We start from the raw sequence: 23,532 nt of genomic DNA on the forward strand, positions 1-23,532 counted from the left end.
GTCAGGCTCCCTCCGCAATCCGGCGCTTGAAGTTGAGGATCGACGGCCTCGCCACGGCGGGCGTTTCGATCGGCTCATGCGTCGGTGAGCCGTCAAGGCTCGCCGCCAATTCGGCGATCGTCACGTTCTTCATGAGCTGCCGGGCGTCGACGCCGAGCCCGCGTTCGTTCATCCGCGCGACGATTCGGAACAGCTGGAGGCTGTCCGCGCCGAGGCTGAAGAAGCGCTGGTCGATATCGATATACTCGAGGCCGAGTACTTCTCCCCAGATCGCAGCGATGGTGGACTGTGTTGGCGTCATGACCGCCGGTTCGGTCGGTGCCGATTCCGTTGCCACGGGTTCCGCCGGATCCTGTTCGGGCGCTGCGGGTTCAATCGGCATCGGGGCCTGCGGAACCACCTTGAGCGCAGCATGCGGCTGGCGCACGGGTGTGGCCACCATGTCCGGTGTCGGCACGGGCAGGGCTTTGCGGTCGAGCTTGCCATTGCTGGTTTGAGGCAGTGCGTCGAGCGTCATCCAGAGGCTCGGCACCATGTAGGCTGGCAATTGCGCGGCAACATGCGCCGCGACCGCGCTCTGGTCGGGTTTGTCGAACGCAGGCCCGACGATGTAGCCGACAAGGCGAGGACTGCCGCTCACGGTATGCAATGCGACGGCGGCCGCGGCAACGCCGGGTGCCTGGCGCAATGCGACCTCGATATCCTCGATCTCAATGCGGAAACCGCGCAGTTTGATCTGCTGGTCGCGACGGCCGAGGTGCTGGAGCGAGCCGTCGGCGAGGCGCTTCGCAAGATCGCCGGTGCGATATAGGCGACGCGGCGCGGCGCCCTCGATGGCGATCGAACGGAACGCGGCCTCGGTGAGGTCGGGACGGTTGAAATAGCCCTTCGCGAGTCCTTCACCGCCGATCCACAGTTCGCCGCTCACGCCCTCCGGCGCCAGGTGCAGGTCGTCGGTCAGCACATGCAGGTCCGTATTGGCGATTGGCGCGCCGATCACCACAGGTTCATTCGCGACTACACGCGAGGCAGACGACCAGATCGTCGTCTCGGTCGGGCCATAGAGGTTCCATACCTGCGCGCCGGTCGCCAGCAGATCGTCGGCGAGATCGCGCGGCAACGGCTCGCCGCCGCAAAGGATCTTGAAACCCTTCGGCGGCTTGAAGCCAGCCTCCAGCAGCATGCGCCAGAGCGACGGCGTCGCCTGGACGATGGTGGCGGCCTCTTCGTTCAGCCGGGCCACCAGCTCGTAGCCGGTGCGCACCTCGGTATGGCCCGCGATGAAAGTCTGCCCACCGGCGATGAGCGGCAGGAACAGTTCGAGACCCGAGATATCGAAGGAGAACGTGGTGACCGCGACAATGCGATCCCTGACCGTAAAGCCCGGCTCCTGCGCCATCGACAACAGGAAGTTGGTCAGCGCGCGATGGGGAATTTCCACGCCCTTGGGCTGGCCCGTCGAGCCGGACGTGAAGATCACATAGGCGGAATCCGCATCCGTCACCATCGGCAACGTCACGGCCTCGTCGTCGCTTTCCTCGAGGAGCGCCTCCACTTCCAGCACGCGATGTTCGCCCGGCTCCAGCACCGCTCGGCTTCCATCATCGCTGAGGATGGCAGCGATGTCGGCCGCATCGAGGATCTGGCGCAGGCGCGCCGGCGGCATCGTCATGTCGAGCGGCACATACGCGCAACCGGCTCTCCACACGCCGATCATCGCGGCCAAGGTCATCGCAGTCCGCTCCATCGCGATGGCAACGCGTGAGTGCGGCGCGATACCGGCAGCCACGAGCCTTCCCGCGATATGGCTGGCGTATGTATCGACATCGCCATAGGTGAGGCTCGTTGTTTCGTCCGACACGGCCGTCGTATCGGCGCTTCGCGCAGCCTGCGCGGCAATCATCGCCGGGGTCGTCTGCGAAAGAGCAAAGTTGCGCTGCGAGGCGTTCAGTTCGTCGCGAAGGTACTGGATTTCGGTTTCGTTCAGGAGCGGCAGTGCGGCGACCGGTGTTTCGGCGTTGCGTGCGATCGCGGTCAGCAACGTTTCGTAGTAGCCGAGCCAGCGCTGGATCGTCGTCTCGTCGTACACGTCGGTGTTGAAGTCGCAATCGAGACGCAGGCCCTGCGCCGATTCGATCACGTTCAGGAACAGATCGAAGTTGCTATAGGCCTTCGCGTTCGGCGTGAAGTGCGTGGTCACGCCCGCCATGTCGAGTTCGCCGTCCACCTTCTCCAGGTTGAACTGAAGATCGGTCAGCGGAAGCCGGTTCAGATCGCGCTTGATGCCGAGATCGCGCACCAGCGCGCCATACGTGTAGTTCTGCCGGTCGCCTGCATCGTAGAGGTGATCGCGTACCGCCTTCATGTGCGCGGCGAACGGCTTGTCGCGGTCGAACCTGACGCGCAGGGGCAGGAAGTTGACGCAGTGGCCGACCAGCAGCGCGTCTCCTGCTTGCGACTGGCCCGCCATCGGCGCGGCGATAACGACATCGTCATTGCCCGAGAGGCGGCCGAACAGCACTTGGGCCGCACCAAGCAGGGTGGCGAAAAGCGAGCAGCCTTGCTTCGAGGAAGCGGTTTTCACCTGCTTCAGAAGCGCGGCTCCGAGATGGCGAGTCGTCGAAGCGCCGTTGAAGCTCTTGCGCTCCGGGCGTGGACGGTCGCCGGGCAAGTCGGGCTGCGGCGCGGGGGTGCGATGCAGGTTCATCCAGAAGTCGCGCGTTTTCTCATCGACGCCGATCTTGTCCTGTGCCTTCGCGTAGGCGAGGAAGCTTTGAACCTCGTCGAGTTCGGGCTGCGTGCCCCAGACTTCTGTCGCGTAAAGGGCAGCCAGATCGCGCAGGATGACGTTGATCGACCATCCGTCACAGACGATGTGATGGGCCGTGAACACGAACGCCCACTTCTGCGCGGCGAGGCGCACCAGCGCGGCGCGCGCCAGCGGAGCGCTGGTGAGATCGAAGACCTCGCGCGCTTCCGCGTCGACGATGGCCTTGAGTTCGCCGGCCGGATCGGCGTGGGCCGAAAGGTCGATCGGCACCAGCGGAACGGTCGTCGATGCATCCGCGTACATCGTGTCGCCGACGCGTGAGAAGTGGACGCGCAACGCATCGTGGCGGGCGACCGTCGCGGCGAATGCGCGCTCGAAGGCGGCTTCGTTCAGCTTGCCGTTGAGTTCGAGCGTGAACGACTCGTTGAACGCGAGCGATGCTTCGTGGCCCTGCTGAGCCGACATCCAGATTTCCTTCTGGGGCTCGGTGAGCGCGGACTCCGTGAGTTGCGGTTCAGCTTGCGGCACGGCTACGGCGGTGTCCTGCGTGCCGCCGAGAACGCCTGCGCGCTGGAGCGCGTCGATGCTCGCGATGAAGGCATCGCCGATCTTGCGGATGTCCTCGTCCGAGTGGCTGGTCGTCAGGAAGCAAGGGAAGCCTTCCATGATATGAACGCCGAGGTAGCGCATATACGGATAGAACAGGCTGCCGAGGCGATCTTCGCTCGCGAGATTGACGTAGAACCAGCTCGAAAAGGATTCGGCGCGCGCGGCGATGCCGACCTTCTCCAGATGGGCATTGACTCGCTGCACGAGGCCGTCCATGCGTGCGCCGAGCGATTCCTGCAGCGCCGGGCCGGCTTCCTTGAGATGCAGGAGGACGGCTTTCATTGCGGCCAGCACGAGCGGATGGCGCACGAACGTGCCGGCGAAGAAGGTCGGTGGGACTTCGGGAACCGACGCGTCGCCGAATTGCCACTGGCCGCCGTCGAGCGCATCCATGAACTGGGTGCTGCCCGCGAGCACGCCGATGGGCAAGCCGCCGCCGACCACCTTGCCGTAGGTCGCCATGTCGCCCTTGATGCCCCACAAGCCTTGCATGCCGGCCGGATGGACGCGAAAGCCCGTCACGACCTCGTCGAAGATGAGGGCCGACTCATTGGCCGCCGTGACTTCGCGCAGTTGCTGCACGAACTCCTTCGGGCGCAGATTGGGATGACGCGATTGCACGGGCTCGATCAGCACCGCGGCGATATCGTCGATATTGGCCTTGATCCACTCGAGGCTTTCGGGCCGGGCGTAGGGCAGCACGACCATGTTGCCCACGGAGGTCTGCGGAATGCCCGGGGCGATCGGGAATGCGCGCGGCTGGCCCGCCTCGCTTCCCGGCTTGACGAGGACTTCGTCGAACTGGCCGTGATAGTCGCCGTCGAAGCAGACCACCTTGTCTTTGCCGGTTACCGTGCGCGCGAGGCGCATCGCTGCCATCACGGCTTCCGAGCCGGTGTTGCAGAAAGTGACGCGCTGATGCCCGGTCATCTCGGCGAACATCTCGGCAACTTCGCCCGCAAGCGGGGTCTGCGGTCCGATTGCGAAGCCTTCGGCCAGTTGCGCGTTGACCGCCTCGACCACGAAATCAGGCGTGTGGCCGAACGCGGTCTGACCGTAGCCGTTGACCATGTCGATATATTCATTGCCGTCGACGTCCCAGATTTTCGAGCCTTTCGAGCGCTGGGCGACGATGGGATAGACGAGCTCCTTCCATTCCTCGCGGAAACCGCTGGCGGTGCGCGGATCGGCAAGCACGGATCTATAGGACTGCGTGCGAGCCTTGGAGGTGGGAGTCCTGGCCGAGTAACGCGCCGCCAGATCCGCGATGAACGCCTTCTGGACATCGGTCATCTGCGCCGAATTCGTCGCGCCGGGCTTGTACGCGGTGAAGCGCGTAGGCCGGTTTTCGTCGAACTTGATCACGGGGCCGGTGGGCTGCGCCGCGGGCGCAGCCGGGATGGGCGTGACGATCGGAGCCGGGGCTGGGGCCTGGACTGCCGCTGCGGGTTGCTGAACCGCCTGCGGCGAGCCCTGAAGCACATCGAGCTGACGCGCCATCAGACTCTGCATCGCAGCGAGCTGTTCGCGGATGACCGCGTGGATGTCGCCCGTGATCGGGGCAGCGGCCCCGTTGGACACCGACGATGCCGGCACGGCGACCGGCGCCGCGACGACGGAAGCTACCGACGCGACCGGAGCAGCCGGAGTGACGGAAGCGGCTTCGGCTGCGGCCGGCTGTTGCGCATCGGGCGGCAGCGTGTCATCGAGGAACGCGGCCAAAGCGGGCAGCGTCGGATAGTCGCTCATGATCTGCCGGAAGCTGATCGTGACGTCATAGCGGCGGCGAAGCTGCCGGGACACTTGTCCCATGAACAGCGAGTCGTAGCCGAGATCCCAGAACGTCACGTCGGGATTGGACGTATCGGGCACCTCACCGGACATCTCGCCGAGAAGCGACGCCAATTCGGCAATAAGACGCGGTTTGCGGTCGATCTGAACGGTTTGGGCCATGGCGGTCTGAGCTACGTTGGTTATGGCTTCGGACGGGCTTTGCGCGGCAATCGCCACGGCAACCGTCGTCGGCTGGCTTGAGGAGGCTGGTGCAGGAGCGTCGATCCAGTGCCGTTCCGGTTCGAACGGATAAGTCGGCAACGAAACGCGGCGGCCGGCTTGCGGCTGGACGGTTTTCCAGTCCGGCGTGACGCCGTTGAGCCACAGCCGCCCGGTCGCCTCGGCGAGGATGGCGAGTTCCCGGTCGCGTGTTGCGAAATCAGGCAGAGAGGCAATCGCTCCCTGATGCCGGTCCTTGGGCAGTCCCTGCATGACAAAGGTCGAGAGCGTCCGGCCCGGGCCGATTTCCAGCAGAAGGGGCTTACCCTCTGCCGTCACGGTGTTCAGCGCGTCGCTGAAGCGCACCACATTGCGGCAATGCGTGGCCCAGTAATGTCCCGTCACCGGTTGATCCATCGCGGCCCACTGTCCGGTCACCGAGGACACGTACGGGATTTTCGGCCGCGCGAAAGAAAGGGTATCGGCAACGCCGGCAAGCGCATCCACGACGCCGGACATCATGCGCGAGTGGAAGGCATGTGAAGTGTGCAGCCGTCGATGCTCGATATCGCGCGTCTTCAGCGTGGCCTCGAAAGCCTCGATGGCCGCGAAAGGGCCTGCCACGACGCTGAGCGTCGGCGCATTGAGCGCGGCGAGGTCGACATCGTTGGGCAGAATGGCCGCGAGCTCGGCCTCCGGCAGGCGTACGACCAGCATCGCGCCCGGTTCGGCCGACTGCATGAGCGCACCACGCCTCGCGATCAGGTACAGCGCATCTTCGAAGGCGATCGCCTCGGCTACGCACGCTGCGACCAGTTCGCCGACGCTGTGGCCGATCATGGCAGCGGGCTTGATACCGCGCGACATCCACAGTTGTGCCAGCGCATATTCGACCAGGAACAGTGCGGGCTGCGCGTAGATCGTCGAACGGATGGGGTGCGGGGTGTCGTCGCCCTCCGGGGACTCACTGAACAACAGGGTCCGGATGTCCAGCCCGAGATGGGGCGCCAGCGCTTCGGCGCCCTTGTCGATCCACTCGCGATAGACCGGCTCGGTGCGATAGAGCGCTGCCCCCATGCCCGGAAACTGGGCACCTTGTCCGGGGAACATGAACACGACCGCGGGCGTGGCCTGGGGCGCCTGGCCATCAATGGCGCCCTTGTTGAGCTTCGCCGCGGCCTGCTCGACGCTATCGGCGATGACGACGGTGCGGTGCGTGAACGCACGGCGACCCGTTTGCAGCGTCGCGGCCACGTCGGCGAGCGAGAGGTCCGGATTGGCAGCGAGATGTCCGGCGAACGCGGCCTTCGCGCGTTCGAGTGCTGGAGCGCTTCGTGCCGAGAGCGGCAGTATCTGCAGCGACTCTACCTGCTCACGCGCGTCGTCCCCGCGAGGTGCTTCCTCCAGCACCACGTGGACGTTCGTGCCGCCGACACCGAAGGAACTCACACCGGCGCGGCGAGGCGCCGGGCCATCGGCCCACGGAGTGGCAGCGACGTTGAAGAAGAACGGGCTACTGGCAACGTCGATAGCAGGATTGGGCGAATGGAAATGCGTGAGCGGCGGCAGGACGCGGTTGCGCAGGGCGAGCGTCGCCGCGATGAAACCCGTCACGCCAGCGGCCGCATCGAGGTGCCCGACATTGGCCTTCGCCGAGCCGAGGGCGCAGAACTGGCCGCCGTTGACACCGCCGAGGCGAAACGCCTGCACGAGTCCGGCGAATTCAATGGGATCGCCAAGCGGCGTCGCCGTGCCGTGGGTTTCGACATAGCCAATGGAGGCCGGATCGATGCCGGCCTCGGCATGCGCGATGGCAATGGCGCGAGCCTGCGCATCGACGCTGGGGGCTGTGAAGCCGACCTTGTCGGAACCGTCGTTGTTCATGCCGACACCGCGAATCACGGCATAGATCGGGTCCTCATCGGCGATGGCGTCCTCGAGGCGCTTCAGCAAGACAACGCCGGCGCCGCTGCCGAACACCGTGCCTTTGGCGTTCGCATCGAACGGGCGGCAAACCCCATCGGATGCGCCCATGCCGCCTTCTTCGTAGAAATAGCCGCGCTTCTGCGGGAAGGTGATCGACACGCCGCCGGCCAGCGCCATATCGCAGCGCCCTGCCCGAATGTTCTCGACGGCAAGAGCAATCGCCGTCGCCGAGGTGGAGCAGGCCGTTTGCACCGATATGGCAGGCCCGGTGAGGCCGAGCTTGTACGCGGTGCGGGTGGCGACGAAATCGCCGGCCCCGACCAGCTTTTGATACTCGCCGATCTGGAACTGGCTCGTGAATTCGTCGATGACCCCACGGTCGGACAGGACGTGTTTGAGGAAGTAGGTATTCATCGAGGTGCCGGCGAACACTCCGACGGCACCGGTGATCGTTGCCGGATCGTATCCGGCGTCCTCGAACGCCTCCCACGCGATCTGGAGAAACAGACGCTGTTGCGGGTCGGTCAATGCGGCCTCACGCGCCAGCATGCCGAAAAAGCCCGCATCGAAGCGGTCGACGTCCGGGAGAATCGGACGCGCTTTTACATAGCTATCGTCGCGGCGAGCGCCTTCGTCGAAACTGTCTTCCAGTTCGGCCACATCGAAGTGCGTGATGCAGTCACGTTCCGCGAGGAGGTTGGCCCAGAACTCGGACACATTGCGCGCACCCGGAAACCGCCCGGACATGCCGATGACGGCGATCGCCCCGCTTTCCGTATCGCGGCGGCTCCGCATTGCTTCCACGTTTGCAGCCCCGGAACTGGCCCGAAGATGCGCGGCGAGCGCGTCGACATTGGGATGGCGGAACAGGTCCACCAGCGCAACCGCGGGCGCCACGTCGCGTGCGATGACGGCGTGTGCACGCATCAGATCGAGCGAGCGCAACCCAAGGTCGAAGAAGTTCGCGCGGCGATCGACAGCATGCCCGAGGAGGCCCTCGAACATGGTCGCCAGCTTCCCGGCGATATCGTCGGGCACGGGCTGGGCCGCGTCAGATACTTCGGTATGCGTATCAAGTTCCGCAAGCAGCGCTTTGCGGTCGATCTTGCCATTGTGCGTCAGCGGAAAGGCCGGCAGGACGCGCAGTTCCGTCGGCACCATGTAGTCGGGCAGTGCAGCCTTGAGATGAGCGCGTAACCCGTCCAGGAAGACGGCGGCCGAAGTCACATCGGCCTTCACGAAGCCGGCGATGCTCTTCCCGTTTCGCCCATCGACGGCAGCCACGGCCGCATCGGCGACCCCGGGCGCCACACGCAGCGCATGTTCGATTTCGTCGAGCTCGATCCGTTTGCCAGCAATCTTGATCTGCCGGTCGTTGCGACCCAAAAAATCGATGGCCCCGTCCGCGCGCCGGCGCACGAGGTCACCGGTGCGGTAGAGCAGGCCACCGGGGCAAAAGATGTCGTCGATGAACTTCTCAGCCGTCAGTTCGGGACGATTGAGGTAGCCGAGCGCAACGCCGTCGCCACCCGTGACTAGCTCGCCGACTTCACCATCGCCCACGGGAACTAGTTTGTCGTCCACGATGTAGACGCGCGTGCCTGCGATGGCGTCGCCGACAGGTATCGCTTCGCCATTTGCGAGGGCCTCGCCGCCGCGCGGAATACGGTAGCAGCAGGTGAAGGTCGTGTTCTCGGTGGGGCCGTAACCATTGATGATCTGCAGCTCGGGATGCGCCTCCATGACCTTGCGCACATGGATGGGCGACAGCACGTCCCCGCCCGTCAATACTTCCTTTAGCGGACTAAAGGCTTCCGGCCGATAGTCGGCGAGTGCATTGAAGAGGCCGGTCGTGAGCCAGGCGCTCGTGACGCCGAGTCGCGCAATTCCGGCTGCGATCGTGTCGAGCGAAGGCTGAATTTCGTTGATGATTGCAGCGCAGCCGCCGTTCAGGAGCGGACCCCAGATCTCCAGCGTGCTCGCATCGAAGGCGAGCGGCGCGAGGTTGAGAAAGCGTGTGCGCGGCGATAGCTCGGTGAAGGTCTGGCCCTGTACGAGGCGGAGAATCGCGCGGTGCGGCACGATTACGCCCTTGGGTTTGCCGGTCGAGCCGGACGTGTACATGATGTACGCGGGGTCGTCGCCACCGCACGCCTGCAGCGGAGCCGGACCGGCGGCCACCGCCGCTGCCACGATCTCCGCCAGATCGATCAGGACTCCGTTCAGGTCGCCGACACTGGCGAGCGCGGCCCGGTCGGCGATGATGAGGCTAGGCGCGCAATCGGCAACGATGAAATCGAGCTGCGAGCGCGGATAGGCCGGGTCCAGCGGCACATAGACGGCACCGAGGCGCAGGATCGCGAGCATCAAAGCCAGCGTGTCGCGACTGCGCGGAACCATGATGGCGCAACGCTCACCCTGTTTCAGGCCCATGCCGGACAAGATGGTCGCGAGACGGGCCGAACTGTCGCCGAGGTCGGCATAACGTTCTTCGCCCGTTGTGTCGATCACGGCAAGATGATCGGCATATTCCGCACAAACGGCATCGAAGCGCGCTATCACGCCGGGTATATGACGGGTTTCGCCCCGCGAGTCGTCTGAGTGTCCGTCGATGAGTGACATTTGCCCCTCTCAAACAATTCTTTGAGAATTATTTTTATAAAGGCTCAGTACTGAGCCACGCCACGCGATGTGTGCGCGCAACAGGCGTACACATGGCGCGGCCGGTTCCCGGGGGCAGCCAGCACGCGGTTTGCCGTGCCTGAAACATCTCCCAAGCGGGTCATACGTTGTAAGTGGAAGGTAAACGTCAGGGCGGAATAAATCCGTTCGGCGTCGCACACACGGTGCGACGCAACAACACATCATGTTGAGGCGCTGAGGCGCGCGGAGATTAGCAGACGTGTGTGCCCGAACCTGGAAGCGGGCGATATAAAACGTGCCGGCAAGTGCATCGCAGGACTGGCCCAGCACCTGCTTTTTGTCGTGAATGCGTGCCTGCCGGAAAACGCAACGTTGGCTACCGACCGGCTACGCGGCCACTGAATGTCGCGATGGCGGCAATCGTGAGTGGAACGTCCGGGGCGATTGCGCTGCCCGGCCGATGCGGGCGCCGCCGGTTAATGCATTTCGACGATCGACCAGCCTGTGCGCCTCGCCGCCACCGCTCCGGCGCAGTCCGGACCGGCGGATAACTCGCGAACTCGCCATTGCGCCGCTTCCTGCGCCGTGCCGCCGACGATCAGAGGCGTTGTGTCGCCGTGGCTAGAAAGATCGAATTCGAAATGAGTCGGCGGCAGCATAAAGCCGGTGCCGAGCGCCTTCAAGCAGGCCTCTTTGCGTGCCCAGGATTCAAAGAATACGGCTTGCTGTTCTGCATCCGGCAACGCCGCGAACTGCGCGTGCTCCCGGGCAGAGAATATTTCGAGCGGCACACACGCCTCGATCGGGCGGACACGCTCGATGTCGATGCCGACTTCGAAACCGTTTGCGATTGCGAGCGCCGCTGAATTTTCGCAGTGGCTGAGATTGAAGCAGATCGACCATCCAGAGGGCTCGTTGGTGCAGAAGGGTTTGCCTTCCTGACCCACGCCAAGCGCGAGAGCCTGCGGCGATAGTGCGAGATAGCGACCAAGGATCCGCCTGAGTTCGCCGCGCCCTGTCACGTAGCGACGGCGATGCCGTTCGAAGCGGAATTTGTTGGCGCGCTCGCGCTCCTGCGCCGACAACATCTCCCAGTACCCGTCAAAACCGCTGCTGCCGGCATCGAGATCCCACTGCCAGACATGCACTTCCTGCGCAGAGGGCGGCGAAAGGGGGGAAGAGGACATTAATATCCTGGATTCAACCGGCGGTGAGATGGGTTGATTCTACAGGGACAGCATCCGGGTGCCCCGTGCCACCGGTGCGATTCTCTCGCAGAAGCCTGGGTGCCGCCTGGATAGTCAATACGCGCTCGGGTCGAGCCGCTCGACCCACGCATCAGGAACCGGACGTGCCCCGGTCCCTCATGGCCCTGCCGTCAAAAGCGGATGAGTCGCGAGAAACTGCAGCGATATCACTCACGTGGAATTGTTGGGCACCTAACTGAGCAGGGGTAGGGCGCCGCGCTACGATCCATCAAGGCGTTTCGCGCCTGTTGATGCGATGGCACAGGACGGCGTACGTGTACCGCACAAGTGTAAGTGTGTGTCCACAACGAACTCGATGCGTCGCGCATGGCATGGAGTCTGGCGCCGATGCGAAGCGGGCGTGATTGTGCGTGGCGTCCGCGTAGTAGCCGGTATCTCAGTGAGCTGATCCAGACACACCCAAGGCGGATGCCGTGCATTTGCCGATGAGACGGTGCGATGATATTTGAAAAACCCTATCGACCTTCAACCTGTGGCGCTCCCGCAAAGGAGCGAGGCCACATGGTTCCTTGCGACGCGATGCGCCGTTTTGTACAACTACGTCAATCCGATGATGCTCGAAAAACAATGAGTCGCAAGCTGGCAACGCATGCCGATGGAAATGTAATAAATGGCGATGCTGATAGAAATGCGACTGAAGGTGTTTCGAAAGTAAATCCCCGCCGGATCAGACTGGACGGTTTTGCTCGGCATACGAGTCAGTTGCCGAACTCACGATTCGAGGTGCGGGATGCTGTGTGATCTGGATCATGCCTATGATGTCAGTGTGATAATTCCGCACTACGAGACTCTCGACTTGCTTCGGTTGGCGATAGATTCCATCTCTAGCCAAACCATTGTTCCGCGGGAAATTATCGTCATAGACGATGCATCGGAGTTGCAGTTCGAACTGCCGGGTCACTGCGGCGACAACATTGCATTGCGCCTGATTCGCGAAACCGAGAATCGGGGGGCGGCGTGGTGCCGGAACAAAGGCATTGAGGAGGCTACCGGAGATATCGTTGCTTTTCTGGACGCAGATGACCGATGGCTCCCTGACAAACTCGAACGATGCGTCACCGCATTCGGGCCTAAACCTGACGAGCATGAAGCAAGGGTGTTGTTCAGCAACGTCCTGCTTAACGACGGAACTCGACGCATCCTCGGTAACCGCTCTCCCTATGATGGTCAATCGATGCTTGATTTCATCTTATTGGAGGGTGGCTACATTCAAACCTCATCGATCATGATGTGGCGCCATCAGTATCCGATGATCAGCTTCGATGAGTCTTTGCGTCGCCATCAGGACTGGGACTTTGCTATCAAAGCGGAGATGGCTGGGTGTGAATTCGTCTATCTGCACGATGCTCTGGTTGAGTACTATTTGACTTCGGGGGGCTCCAGAATATCGATGGTTCTAAATTGTGAGCCAAGTCTCGATTTTTTTGAAAAGCATCACGGCTCGATGTCGAAAAAACATGTCTCCGCATTTGTCTTCAATGTACTGATCTATAAGAAGATGAGTATTGCCGTGAGGCTTGCCATTGTCGAAAAAATAATATTGAAGGAGATCGAAATTCCGAGCAAAGGTTGGATGCTGTTGTTCGTGAGACTGGTTATAGGACGAGGTGTCGTGGATTGGATCAAACAGTTGAGGCGGATAGTCCAGATTGGTGATTATTCGACTTGATCGTCGGGGTGCGCGTTACGCATTCCTTACCCTGCAAGCATCTCGGGCAGTCGTGCCCGGCTTCGCCCCCCGCCGGCACGATCTGTCCAGACAAAAAAATCAGCAATGAGATCGCGCTGCACAGGAAAAACCGTCGCGTGGCCGGGCTGGAGTTGACCCCGCATGTCCGGACGGCGCCACACTCCTGATCTCTACAGACCCGGCTGAACCCTTTCGCTGTAGCTGCGCTCGGACGGTGCCCTCGTGCTGCTCTTTTCGCCGCGCTCAAGGCTCGCAGCGGCTTCTTTCGCCATCGCCAGGACCTGCTCGGCCTCGACCGGATCGAAATCCGCATGCAGTCGTTTCTTTACGCCGCACTCGGCAAGTTGCATGTGTTTGTCGGGAGTAATGCTGTGTCGTTCGAGCGACCGTTTTGCACAGACGAGCGGGCAACCATCGATCACCAGAATGGGTCGGCCCGCGCGAGCGACTTTCAACAAGGCAGGAACATCACCACCCACACCGGCGATGCACGACATTTCCGCCGTGCCCTGGCGGTCGAGCCGCACAGCGACGTGGTTGGCCAGCTGAGCCGCGCTCGAGCATCCGGAACAAGCGTAGACAAGCGGCAACGACTTATATTCACTGTTCATTCTGGAACCTCCGACTTTTGCGGCTTTCCTGCGAGCTTATCGAACGGACCGGACCTCGCTGCTCCTATTCGCCACGTCGAAACATGCGGGGCGGTTCGAAGCGGTCGAGCGAAAAGACCGAGAAGTCGATGGCATCCAGCGAGTTCTTCACCAGCAAGCCCAGTTCCGTATCGCCTTCCATCGTCAGTCGACGACTAAAAAACAGCGTATCCGGATCCTCCGCCCTTCGTGCGAGCAAAAAGAAATCATAGGCATCAGCGCTGATCGTCAGCGCGATCTCGCCCTGATGACGCGCTGCTGCGAACGTGCCATTGCGGCACACAAAATCGAAAGCGATGCGGGCATCTTTCACTTGAATGCGCAGCGGCCGGCCGTTCAGCAGGTCGAGCGCATCGGCGGGCAGATGCCGGGTCAGCGCAATATTGAGGCCACGGACGAACAGTACGGACCCCGGCCACGCGGGCAATATCGACAGTGCTTTCCCAACCAGCGAAGGGAGCTTGTACGAAGCGGTGCTCATCGGAAACAACTCCTCAATAAACCATGCTATGGAAAGTCAGCATGGAGACTTCCCCTGGGGCGCCTGATTCGGTAATCAGGCAGGGTCGAGCGTGTGACGTGTCACGAACAAACGCGCCGGCGATGCGAATCGCACGCGTCCCGGATTGCCGGGTCGGCCGCCGTCAACCAGCTCGACGCGAAAGGCCGGGCATACCGTGCCAGAATCCATCGCAGTGCGCTTCCGGCATCAGGGCATGCATTTGCGACAGCGCTTGCGCACCGTCCAGCCGTCCATCGATGACGTCGTCATAAAGCTTGACGATCTCGGCCATGTGTTGCGACTGGGGGCTCAGACGCAGCACATCGACTTTCAATGCCTTCAGTGAATCGATTTCGCCGATCAGGTTGTACACGCGCGCCGATTGAGTCGAGATTCCGTTCAGAACCAGAAATGGCTCACCATCGCGCGTATTGAGCATCAAACCATCGGGATGATCGATGCAAACGTACTGGCAATTGTCGCGCGGAAGATTCCGGTTACGCGCAGTAAAACATCGCGCGGAAAACGCCAGCGGCATGCGTCCGTACGCAAACACTTCGGTTTGCATTTCAGGCGGTCGCTCTGCCTGCATTTGCGCAAGCGCGTCTCTTCCCAATTCCAGCGGCATCACCCATCGCTTCGCGCCCACGCCCGCGAGCATGTTAAGCGTCGGCGAGTTGTAGACGTTCAACCATGGCCCGGCAACAAACGGAGTATTTTCGACGCAATGCACCGCGCCCATATCGTTGGCTTCGACCATATAGCGGCCGTTGCCCGTGACCTGCCGGAGCGTCGTCATGTCTTTGCCCGATTCGAGCAGCACTTGCGTGGACAACACGACTTCCTTGCCGGCCTGCGCGAGCATATCGGCGATTTCCAGCCAGTCGGGCAGGCGCAATTCATGGCGCCTCGAACAAACCGTCTCGCCCAGATAGACAATGTCCACCGGCGCGTCACTCATGGCCTCATAGAATTGCATCGTCGCGACGCGCGACCAGTAATACTGAAGGGGACCTAATGCGATTTTCATAGTTGCGGTTCCTGCATGCGGCACGAAGGCGTCGCGCACATCATTTCCATGGCCGATGGTAGGCGCCCAGCGTGTGCTGCTGCCCCTCGGCAACCTTGTGGAGTTCGTCCATCCACGCGGGTTTGACGGCATATCGCGGCAAATTTGCGCGGCACTGATCGATGGCTTCTCGCCAGACTCGTGTGACCTGTGCCACGTACGCCGGGCTGCGCTGCCGTCCTTCGATCTTCACTGCGCGCACGCCGATTTGCATCAGTCGCGGCAGGAGTTCCAGTGTGTTCAGGCTGGTCGGTTCCTCGATCGCATAGTAGTCTTCGCCTCCAACGTCGAAGCGCCCTTTACACAGCGTCGGATAACCCGCGTTTTCATCGTCGGCGTAACGATCGATGAGCACGCCGTTCAGCCGCGACTCCATGCCTTGCGGCGTTTGCTGCCAGCGGACCGACTTCGCCGGTGAACACACCCCATAGGTATTCGGCGACTGGCCGGTGACATAGGACGACAGCGCGCAGCGCCCTTCGACCATGACGCACAGGCTGCCGAAGCCGAACACCTCGATCTCGATGGGCGTTTTCTCGATGACCTGTTCGACTTGCGTGATGGAAAGCACGCGCGGCAAAACGGCGCGTACGACACCGAAGTGCTCGCGATAGAAATTGAGCGCCTCGTAGTTGGTTGCCGATCCCTGAACGGACAAATGCAGGCGAAGGTCCGGATAGCGCTCGCTGGCGTACTGAATCAGTCCCGCATCGGCGACGATGACGGCATCGACGCCGGACTGAGCCGCGCGGTCGACAGCCTCGCGCCAGGTCTTCCACGCCGTTGGCTGCGGGTAGGTATTCAGGGCGAGGAAGACCTTGCGTTTCCTGTCGTGGGCGTACTGAATGCCGGTGCGGATGGCGGCTTCGTCAAAATTGAGGCCGGCAAAATTTCTGGCGTTGGTCGCATCGCGAAAGCCGAGATAGACGCAATCAGCGCCATTATCCACCGCGGCCTTGAGCGCAGGCAGACTCCCTGCTGGACACACCAGCTCCATCTGTGGCGAACCATCGTTTCCTGTACTGCCTTGTGTCATAGAAGATGACCGCTCCAAGAGATTTGAGAGAAATTGCTCGCGTTCAATCGCAAAAGCACTGTGACGAGTACCGCGACATATTCCCTGAGTGAAGTCATTGAGAATGTCGGTATCGAGCCCAATGCCAGCTGCGCGACGCAGATCCGGGCAGGACGGGCGTCAGGGGGAGAGCACCAGGAAAAAGGGGAACATTGCAAGTGACGGAATAGAACGTCTGCGTCTGCGCCGATGTCGATGAGCGGATGCGGAAGCCGTCGCCGACGGTCAATGGAAATTTGCCGCGGATGCCGGCGCGTTCGCCGGTGGTCTTCGACAAAAAGTGCGGTTGAACCATCGCGACGATGGCGGTGAGGCGTGCGCCAAAGTCGACAGTCTGCAACGTCGGTGCACGCTTGACATTAATATGCGTCAATTTTTTAAATTCGTATGCCTGTTCGTAAGGACTAGGCAATCGGGATTATTGCGGGGGGGATCGACGCGGACTATTGTCTTTGAACGTCGTGTTGCCGCTCGTGCGTTACCTGCGAATCATCACGAATCCACCAGGTTGCGAAATAACCCTCTACGTACGAGGGATTTTGAAAATCTGGATTGTTCTGCGAGGAATGCCGTCTTGCGCGACTCGCTTCGCGACTGGTGCCTGGACGTGGTCTGTCTGGACGATTGGGGAGGTCTGCGCGAGGGCGCCGCGAGTAGTGCGGGGCAACTTTCGACTAGAGATTTCCGGTGCGGACCTGGCGAAGGTTGATGACTTGACAAGCGCTTTCTCCAGCATGGTCTTTCACTGATGATCGCCAACGTAAGCGGATGAGATGTGATTGTCTCGACACTAAACAGTCCAGATCGGACTTCTAAACGTATAGCGCTACTAAATCAGACCTCGGTAGTCGATCCGACATCGGTAATCGGCAATCGGGAAAAGGGTTGCTCCGTGTGGAGCGTCGGTGCCTTTTGATTTTTTGAATAGAGTTCAGTGATGAAAGATATATCGTCCACATTGGAAGATCTGCAGAAGGAAACGTGCAGCAAGTATGATCTGTCGATGGTCGAGCCGGAAGGAATGGTGGCGATTGCGCTCGACTCGATCGGCAAGTTCCCGATCTATGGTGAGCGCGTTGCGCTGAAGAATGGGGAAGAGGTTAGTTGGTTCTTCCACTGCAAGAATTTCTTCAGCAAGGTTGACTCTTACAAGCCCGTGCAGACGGCACAACTGAAGGATCTTCTTCCCGGTGCTTCAAAATTTCTCGGACTGCCTTACGGATCCGGTTTTATTGTGGATGCCGAAGGAAATGAACAGGTTTGGGCGATTAAAGATGGCGTGATGGGGGTGAGGGTGGCTGTATAGGGTTGGGGGACATCGATCGGCGCATTGTTCCCTCTCTCGCCGACGGCTCGAATGTGGATCGCGCGTGGATTGTGACATGCGACTTTGTGGGACAGAGACTCGCGCACGTTACAGACGACTATAAACTTGACGACCTGGACGCAACGCCAATGCTCAGGCGCACGTGCAAAACCGTTCCGCAGTTGCTATCGAGCACATTCTTCGACGTCGCCAACACGCCGGCGACGAGCGCGTCGCACCCCTAGACGCTCGCCCACGGCTCGCATATTGGGACGCCGATTAGGTACGCGTGATCGTGTCATATGGCGTCCACCCAACACGGGCAGCGAATTCTCCCTGGGCTAGGGCGCAGTTTGCCCTTGTGGCTCGGACCAGAAGTGCCAACAGTGTCATCGCGCCCGCGACAAAGAATTTATGCGAGACTTTGCGATGAATTGCCAAAAGTCAAGTGAATTGGAGTTGTTTATTCTTCAAACAAGGGCAATAAAAGGATTTGCAATCTATGAGGGCAGGGTGCATGAACCATAAGGATCTTTCACCAGATGGGGCCGGAGGTGACCGGAGCGAACGTCGCCGCAATCACGAGAAGCACCGGGCACGGTCACCAGCTCGCGGCTGTTTCAGGGGGAGCGTGCGGCGAGAAAAGCAATAACGGTCGGCTTTGGGCCTGTGCCGATCGCTGACGATTCTTCCGCGTTCGGCCATGACGCGTCGTTGACCAGCTGTTCTCCCGGTCGCCCAGATGTCCGCTCCAGCCAGCAAACGGCCGATCCATTGAGGAAGTCGAATGTCACTTCATCGACCAGACCCACCATTCAAGCTATCAAAGAAACGTGGTCTTTCGAGTGGCGACGTTTGCGAAGACCAAACGGTAGAGATCGTTAGGAACATGTGCCTGTGCGAGTCACAGCGCACTCACGGTCCGATTAATGCTCTACCTGCATCGAATATCCCTCAATGGCGTAGGGCGCCTCAAGTCGCACGGCAAAACTGTCCTTTACGCAGCGTGCGAAGCAGCTTTTTCCCGATACCTACGGGTTGATACAGGCCGTTCTCTCCTGACAAGGCTGGTCCGTGGCTCGCTGCCGTGCCCCAACGTATCCTGCAGAAAGGCGATAAAACTCTCTAGCTTCGGTGGCATGTTCGCATCGGACAAATGCACCACGTGGACGGGCCAGGTTGGAGCCGGCCAGTCGGGAAAAAGACGAATGAGCCGACCCGCATCCAGATCGTCCTGCAGCATCACCTGAGGCTGCAAAATGATGCCCAGTCCCGCGAGCGCGGCTTCACGAAGCGCGAGACCGCCGTTGACATCGAGACGGCCGCGCACTTCGACGCGCTCGACACCATCGCCGTCGGGACGTGGAAAGAGCCATTCACGTTCGGGGCCAGCCGCGACCATAAAAGCCAGACAATTGTGTTGGGCCAGATCCGCAGGCGTCTGCGGATGCCCATGATGAGCCAGGTAAGCCGGTGACGCGCATGCAATACGCGGAGAATGGGTCAATGGCCGCGCAATCAGGCCTGAGTCCGGTAGCACACCGGCCCGGATGGCGGCATCAAAACCTTCCTCCGCTAGATCGATGAAGCGGTCATTCAGAGACAGCTCAATCTGGACTTCGGGATATCTATCGAGGTAGCCCGCAAGCGCCGGTACGAGTACACGTGTGCCATAGATAACCGGGCAACTCACCTTCAGTCGACCACGCGGGCTGCTCTGCATCTCGCGCGCATCCAGTTCCGCGGAGTCCACTAGCGCCAGGATTTCGAGGCATCGCGCGTGATAGCGCTTGCCGAGTTCGGTCAGGCTCTGGCGTCGCGTGGTGCGATTCAGCAGCCGGCCTTTGAGGCGTCGCTCCAACTCACGAATATGGTTGCCAACCATTGTCGGCGTCATACCACTGCCGTCGGCCGCGGCGGTAAAGCTGCCGCGTTCGACCACGCGTGCAAATATCGCCATGCTGCTGAATCGATCCATTCGCAAGCCCTATTAAGGAGTGTTCGAAGAGATACTGGGTTTATCAAGTCACGCTAAAGAATAATACTCGGGTCATGGCTTCACTCACAATCCACAGCGAGGACTCACCATGACCATTGCGAGCACGAACCTTCAGCATCAACACGTCGTTCTGCTGGGCGGCACCTCGGGAATCGGCCTTGCCACGGCCCACGCCGCGCTGGCAGCCGGCGCGTCCGTGAGCGTTGCTTCATCGCGCCGTGAGCGAGTCGCCGAAGCCGTCGCGAGACTCGGCGATCGGGTCAAGGGATACACGGTCGATCTGAGTAATGAGTCCGCCGTGCGCGCGCTGTTCGGGCAAGTCGGCGCTTTCGACCATCTGGTGTACAGCGCGGGGGATTCGTTGCGAACCGGTGTGCTCGCCGACATGGACCTCGCTACGGTCCGTCAGGTTTTCGAAGTGCGAGTCTTCGGCGCCATTGCCGCCGTCAAACATGCGGCGCCGTATCTCCGTCCCGGCGGCTCCGTGGCATTGACCAGCGGTATTGCGAGCTCGCGGCCACAAAAGGGTTGGGCGGCGCTGGCCAGCGTCTGCAGCGCGATGGAAGGTCTCACACGCGCACTCGCGGTGGAGTTGGCGCCCATTCGCGTCAACCTCGTGAGTCCCGGTTTGGTGCGCACGCCGCTGTGGGATGACCTGCCCGAATTCGAGCGCGAAGCGCTCTACGCCGCGAGTAGCGCGGCCTTGCCAGTCGGTCGTGTCGGCGAGGCCGAGGATCTCGCGCAGACGTACGTCTATTTGATGACCAATCGCTATGCTACGGGACAGACCATAGTTGTGGACGGCGGTGGCGTGCTGGTCTGATTAGTCACTGGCTCGAAGAAAACGAGTACCGCTACGCCCTGAAAGCTGCCGATGACGTCACGCTTTGTCGATCGTCGGCAGTGGGTCGGGTAGCGCCCATTGCAGAAGTACAGACTAGTCGTCCTGGCGTATCGCGCACGCTACAGCGTCATCCCCATGTTCCCCCGGGATCGATCCAGATGTTTGCGTATATTCAGTTATGGGAAGGTTTCTGGTCATCGCCCGTCGGAGTCTCCCCCAAAGTTTTTTCGAGCCGCAGCATACGGATACCGGCGTATGCAATCGCCACTGTCAGGAGTGGGCTCACCATGCAAAATACGGCGAAGGGCGCGTAGCTGAGCGTAGGCACGCCAAGGGTCACCGCCATGAATGCGCCGCAGCTGTTCCATGGGATCAGCGAGCCTGTGGTGGTGGCCGAATCACCAACGGAGCGCGATAACACGATGGGTGCGTAGCCGCGTGCGGCGAATGCATTCCTGAACATCCGGGCCGGCAGCACGACGGCTATGAACTGGTCCGCCGTCACGATGTTCGTCGCGATGGTCGCGAGAACCAGGGAGCCGACCAACGCACCGCCGCTCTTTGCCCTTTCGACGATCGGGGTGACGAGGCGTTCGATCACGCCGCACTTTTCGACCACGCCGCCGAACGCCAGTGCCGCGATGATCAGCCAGATCGTACTCAACATGCTTTCCATGCCGCCGCGCGTGAGCAGTGTGTCAAGTGCGGGATTGCCAGTCGTAGACCTGTAGCCGCTTGCGAGCGCGAGCCATACACCTTTGAGCATCGCTACCCAGGTGGGCACACCCTCTCGCGCCGCAGCAAACGCAACGACGCGCCCCGGCTCGACGAAAACGGCAACCATGCCGCCCGCCAACGCGCCAAGAAAGATAGTGGTGAACGGCGGAACCCGGAATAGCGTCAACACCACCACGAGAACGAGCGGAGCGAATAACACGGGCGAAATGAGGAATGCGTCGCGCATTACAGCCACTTCCTCGCTCGCATCGAAATTAACCGGACGGCTGAGCAGATAAAACACGCCCAGCGTGATGACGATCGCGACGAGAGAAGTCAGCAGCGTCTCGCGCACATGCTGATACAGATCGACGCCTGCGGCAGCGGCTGCAAGATTCGCGGTGTCCGATAGCGGCGAAGACTTGTCACCGAAATAGGCACCGGAAATTACTGCACCGGCTGTGATGGCCGGGTTGAGATCCATGCTCTGCGCAATACCCATCAAACCAACGCCGATCGTGCCGGCGACCGTCCATGATGTGCCTATGCTGAACGAGATCACTGCACAGATCGCAGCCGCGGTCATATAGAAGTAGTCCGGATTCAGCAACTGCAGCCCGTAATAGACCATCGCGACGATCGTGCCGCCAAGTGCCCACGTGCCGATGAGTGCACCCACCGCGAACAGGATGAAAATCGCACCAATACCGGCGCTGACGCTTGCTCTCGCTGCCTCGCCCAGCGACGCAAGCGAATGACCACGCCGCCAACCGACGAATACGGCCAGCATGGCCGCCACTGCGAGCGCCACCTGGTTCGGCCCGTTCGCGCCGGCGTCGCCGAACAGGTAGAAGGACAACCCGACCAGAAAGACGAGGCCTGCGATCGGAATCATCGCTTCGACCATCGTAAGCGGTTGGGGTGACTTCGCCCGCCTCATCGCCATGCTCCCTTGCCTTTTCGGCGCTCGCACCATTGCCGTCCGGAGCGTGTGATCCGTCTGTCAACCCTTGAATAATGGCACGAAACGCCGTTGCTGCTTCGACGTGGCGGCCAACGCGCGGAGCAATCGCACCGGCCTCGGGCCGATGATCCGCACCGCGCGAGCGGCCTGGAAATGGTGGCTGCGATCGTCAGCACCGCGATCGATGCGCTAAAGCGATGGCAGTCCAATAATCCCGCCCTCGCGTGCAGCCATTTTTGCTTCGCAGTCGACCGGAGACGCGCGAGCAGCTCGGCGTCAGCGTCTGCAAGTCCGTGATCGGCCGCAGGTCGTCTGCAAACGGCGAGCAGTCTACTTGTCTGCCTACGGTACCGACTTCACTTCGTCGTCTTCGATGTGCTTATGCTTGTTAATTTCGCAAACCTGAACAATAGTTTCTGCTAAAACGCTCTAAGCGCGGAGGCATGATAGGGCCCTGCCGTTTGCGTGGTCTGCGGCTAGGCCGAACTGACAAGTCAGCAGGCCGATTATCGGCGCGGGCTTAATGTAAGCAGCAAGAGTCGCGAAGCTATGTCGGCCGCTTCACACGCAATATGGTCGAAGTATTGGGGTCTAAAGGTTGTGCAAGCGCGCAGTTGCACTTTATTCGACGTACCACCCCGGCCTCGACCTGTTGCTGAATACATACAACTATCTCGACCTGACACCGCTCGGATGCAAGACGACAACGGGCCGAATCCGCAAACCTGGATTCGCCACCAGGACCTCTACACTGCGCAGCCATGGCAGCGATGCTTATGGCAGGCTGACCGCGTTTCTCTTCGAGTATCGCCGGGTAGCGGGGTGGCCGAAGCCCGTGCCCCTGCCATGGCACTCGAACGATCACCCTTACCCGGAGAGGTTCCTTCGATGCTACGACGTATCCTGGCTTCGAGCCGTTACATCATGATCCTGCCCGTCATCGCAACGTTTCTAGGTTCTCTGGCGCTGATCGTGTATGAGACAGTCGTCCTGTTCGTGACTGCCCTCAGCATCCAGGATCGCTCACTGACACCCAAATCGGTAAAGATATTTGCGGTGGGGGTAGTCGAGGCCGTCGATGTATTTCTGATCGCGATCGCCGTCTACATAATCAGCATCGGCGTCTATTCACTGTTCGTCGATGACAAATTACCGTTGCCGGCATGGCTGGAAATCGACAATCTCGAAGATCTGAAGGGAAATCTGGTCAGCGTTGTCATCGCCGTGCTCGCCGTGCTGTTCCTGCGCGAGGCCGTCGCCTGGGACGGCACGAGCGACATCGCGGCATTTGGCGTCGCGCTCGCGCTCGTCGTCGCCGCCCTTGCATTCTTTCTAACGAAGATCAACGCACGCAGGAAGTGAGGGGCTCGTGGAAACAACACCTCACGACGCGAGTTGATCGATGGCCGGCTGCCCACGGACAATCGCCATGCCGGTGGCACGCCCCCGGGTGCCGATGCGATCGACTGGAATCGTTGCCAATCCCGCAGATGAATCACCCTGGTCAA

General features: G+C 61.1%; 13 protein-coding genes. 4 read left to right on the plus strand and 9 right to left on the minus strand.

The genetic code is table 11. The features are described 5' to 3' along the window. Window position 1 precedes the first annotated feature (1 nt). Window positions 2-9,919 carry a non-ribosomal peptide synthetase/type I polyketide synthase gene (locus L0U80_RS02955; RefSeq protein WP_233862423.1) on the minus strand — a complete coding sequence of 3,306 codons (9,918 nt, stop codon included), beginning with the start codon at window positions 9,917-9,919 and terminating at the stop codon, window positions 2-4. A gap of 497 nt (window positions 9,920-10,416) precedes the next feature. Next, the gene (locus L0U80_RS02960; RefSeq protein ID WP_233862425.1) at window positions 10,417-11,127 is read right to left on the minus strand and encodes a 4'-phosphopantetheinyl transferase family protein; all 711 of its coding nucleotides are present in this window, start codon (window positions 11,125-11,127) and stop codon (window positions 10,417-10,419) included. Between the two features lie 811 nt (window positions 11,128-11,938). Between L0U80_RS02960 and L0U80_RS02965 the strand changes: the two genes are divergently transcribed. Continuing rightward, entirely contained in the window at window positions 11,939-12,877 is a 939-nt protein-coding gene (locus L0U80_RS02965; RefSeq protein WP_233862426.1) for a glycosyltransferase family 2 protein, read from the plus strand. Window positions 12,878-13,068: 191 nt separating this feature from the next. On the opposite strand, the gene L0U80_RS02970 is transcribed toward L0U80_RS02965, so the two are convergent. From L0U80_RS02970 to L0U80_RS02990, 5 genes are all read right to left on the minus strand, one after another. Then, window positions 13,069-13,509: a putative zinc-binding protein gene (locus L0U80_RS02970; protein ID WP_233862428.1), complete on the minus strand. Its 441-nt coding sequence runs from the start codon at window positions 13,507-13,509 to the stop codon at window positions 13,069-13,071. Between the two features lie 64 nt (window positions 13,510-13,573). Next, window positions 13,574-14,029, minus strand: coding sequence for a ubiquinone anaerobic biosynthesis accessory factor UbiT (gene ubiT, locus L0U80_RS02975; RefSeq protein WP_233862429.1), 456 nt, complete (start codon window positions 14,027-14,029; stop codon window positions 13,574-13,576). 163 nt (window positions 14,030-14,192) lie between these two features. Further along, window positions 14,193-15,080: a ubiquinone anaerobic biosynthesis protein UbiV gene (ubiV, locus tag L0U80_RS02980; protein ID WP_233862430.1), complete on the minus strand. Its 888-nt coding sequence runs from the start codon at window positions 15,078-15,080 to the stop codon at window positions 14,193-14,195. 40 nt (window positions 15,081-15,120) lie between these two features. Beyond that, window positions 15,121-16,155, minus strand: coding sequence for a ubiquinone anaerobic biosynthesis protein UbiU (gene ubiU, locus L0U80_RS02985; RefSeq protein ID WP_233862431.1), 1,035 nt, complete (start codon window positions 16,153-16,155; stop codon window positions 15,121-15,123). Between the two features lie 94 nt (window positions 16,156-16,249). After that, a complete protein-coding gene (locus L0U80_RS02990; RefSeq protein WP_233862432.1) occupies window positions 16,250-16,606 on the minus strand; it encodes a hypothetical protein in 357 nt (118 codons plus the stop codon). Between the two features lie 525 nt (window positions 16,607-17,131). Here L0U80_RS02990 and L0U80_RS02995 point away from each other — a divergent pair. Next, window positions 17,132-17,500 (plus strand): immunity protein Imm33 domain-containing protein, encoded by a 369-nt coding sequence (locus L0U80_RS02995; protein ID WP_233862433.1) that lies wholly within the window; start codon window positions 17,132-17,134, stop codon window positions 17,498-17,500. A 997-nt stretch (window positions 17,501-18,497) separates the two neighbouring features. Here the strand turns inward: L0U80_RS02995 and L0U80_RS03000 are convergent. Beyond that, window positions 18,498-19,478 carry a LysR family transcriptional regulator gene (locus L0U80_RS03000; RefSeq protein ID WP_233862434.1) on the minus strand — a complete coding sequence of 327 codons (981 nt, stop codon included), beginning with the start codon at window positions 19,476-19,478 and terminating at the stop codon, window positions 18,498-18,500. A 109-nt stretch (window positions 19,479-19,587) separates the two neighbouring features. On the opposite strand from L0U80_RS03000, the gene L0U80_RS03005 reads away from it, so the two are divergent. Next, window positions 19,588-20,322: an SDR family oxidoreductase gene (locus L0U80_RS03005; protein ID WP_233862435.1), complete on the plus strand. Its 735-nt coding sequence runs from the start codon at window positions 19,588-19,590 to the stop codon at window positions 20,320-20,322. A 193-nt stretch (window positions 20,323-20,515) separates the two neighbouring features. Here the strand turns inward: L0U80_RS03005 and L0U80_RS03010 are convergent, their stop codons facing one another. Further along, window positions 20,516-22,006, minus strand: coding sequence for a Na+/H+ antiporter NhaC family protein (locus L0U80_RS03010; protein ID WP_233862436.1), 1,491 nt, complete (start codon window positions 22,004-22,006; stop codon window positions 20,516-20,518). Window positions 22,007-22,717: 711 nt separating this feature from the next. On the opposite strand from L0U80_RS03010, the gene L0U80_RS03015 reads away from it, so the two are divergent. Further along, on the plus strand, window positions 22,718-23,386 hold the full coding sequence (locus L0U80_RS03015) for a YqhA family protein (RefSeq protein WP_233862438.1): 669 nt from the start codon (window positions 22,718-22,720) through the stop codon (window positions 23,384-23,386). Window positions 23,387-23,532: the final 146 nt, after the last annotated feature.

It is taken from the genome of Paraburkholderia adhaesiva (assembly GCF_021390575.1).
In the GTDB taxonomy this organism is placed as follows: Bacteria; Pseudomonadota; Gammaproteobacteria; order Burkholderiales; family Burkholderiaceae; genus Paraburkholderia; species Paraburkholderia adhaesiva.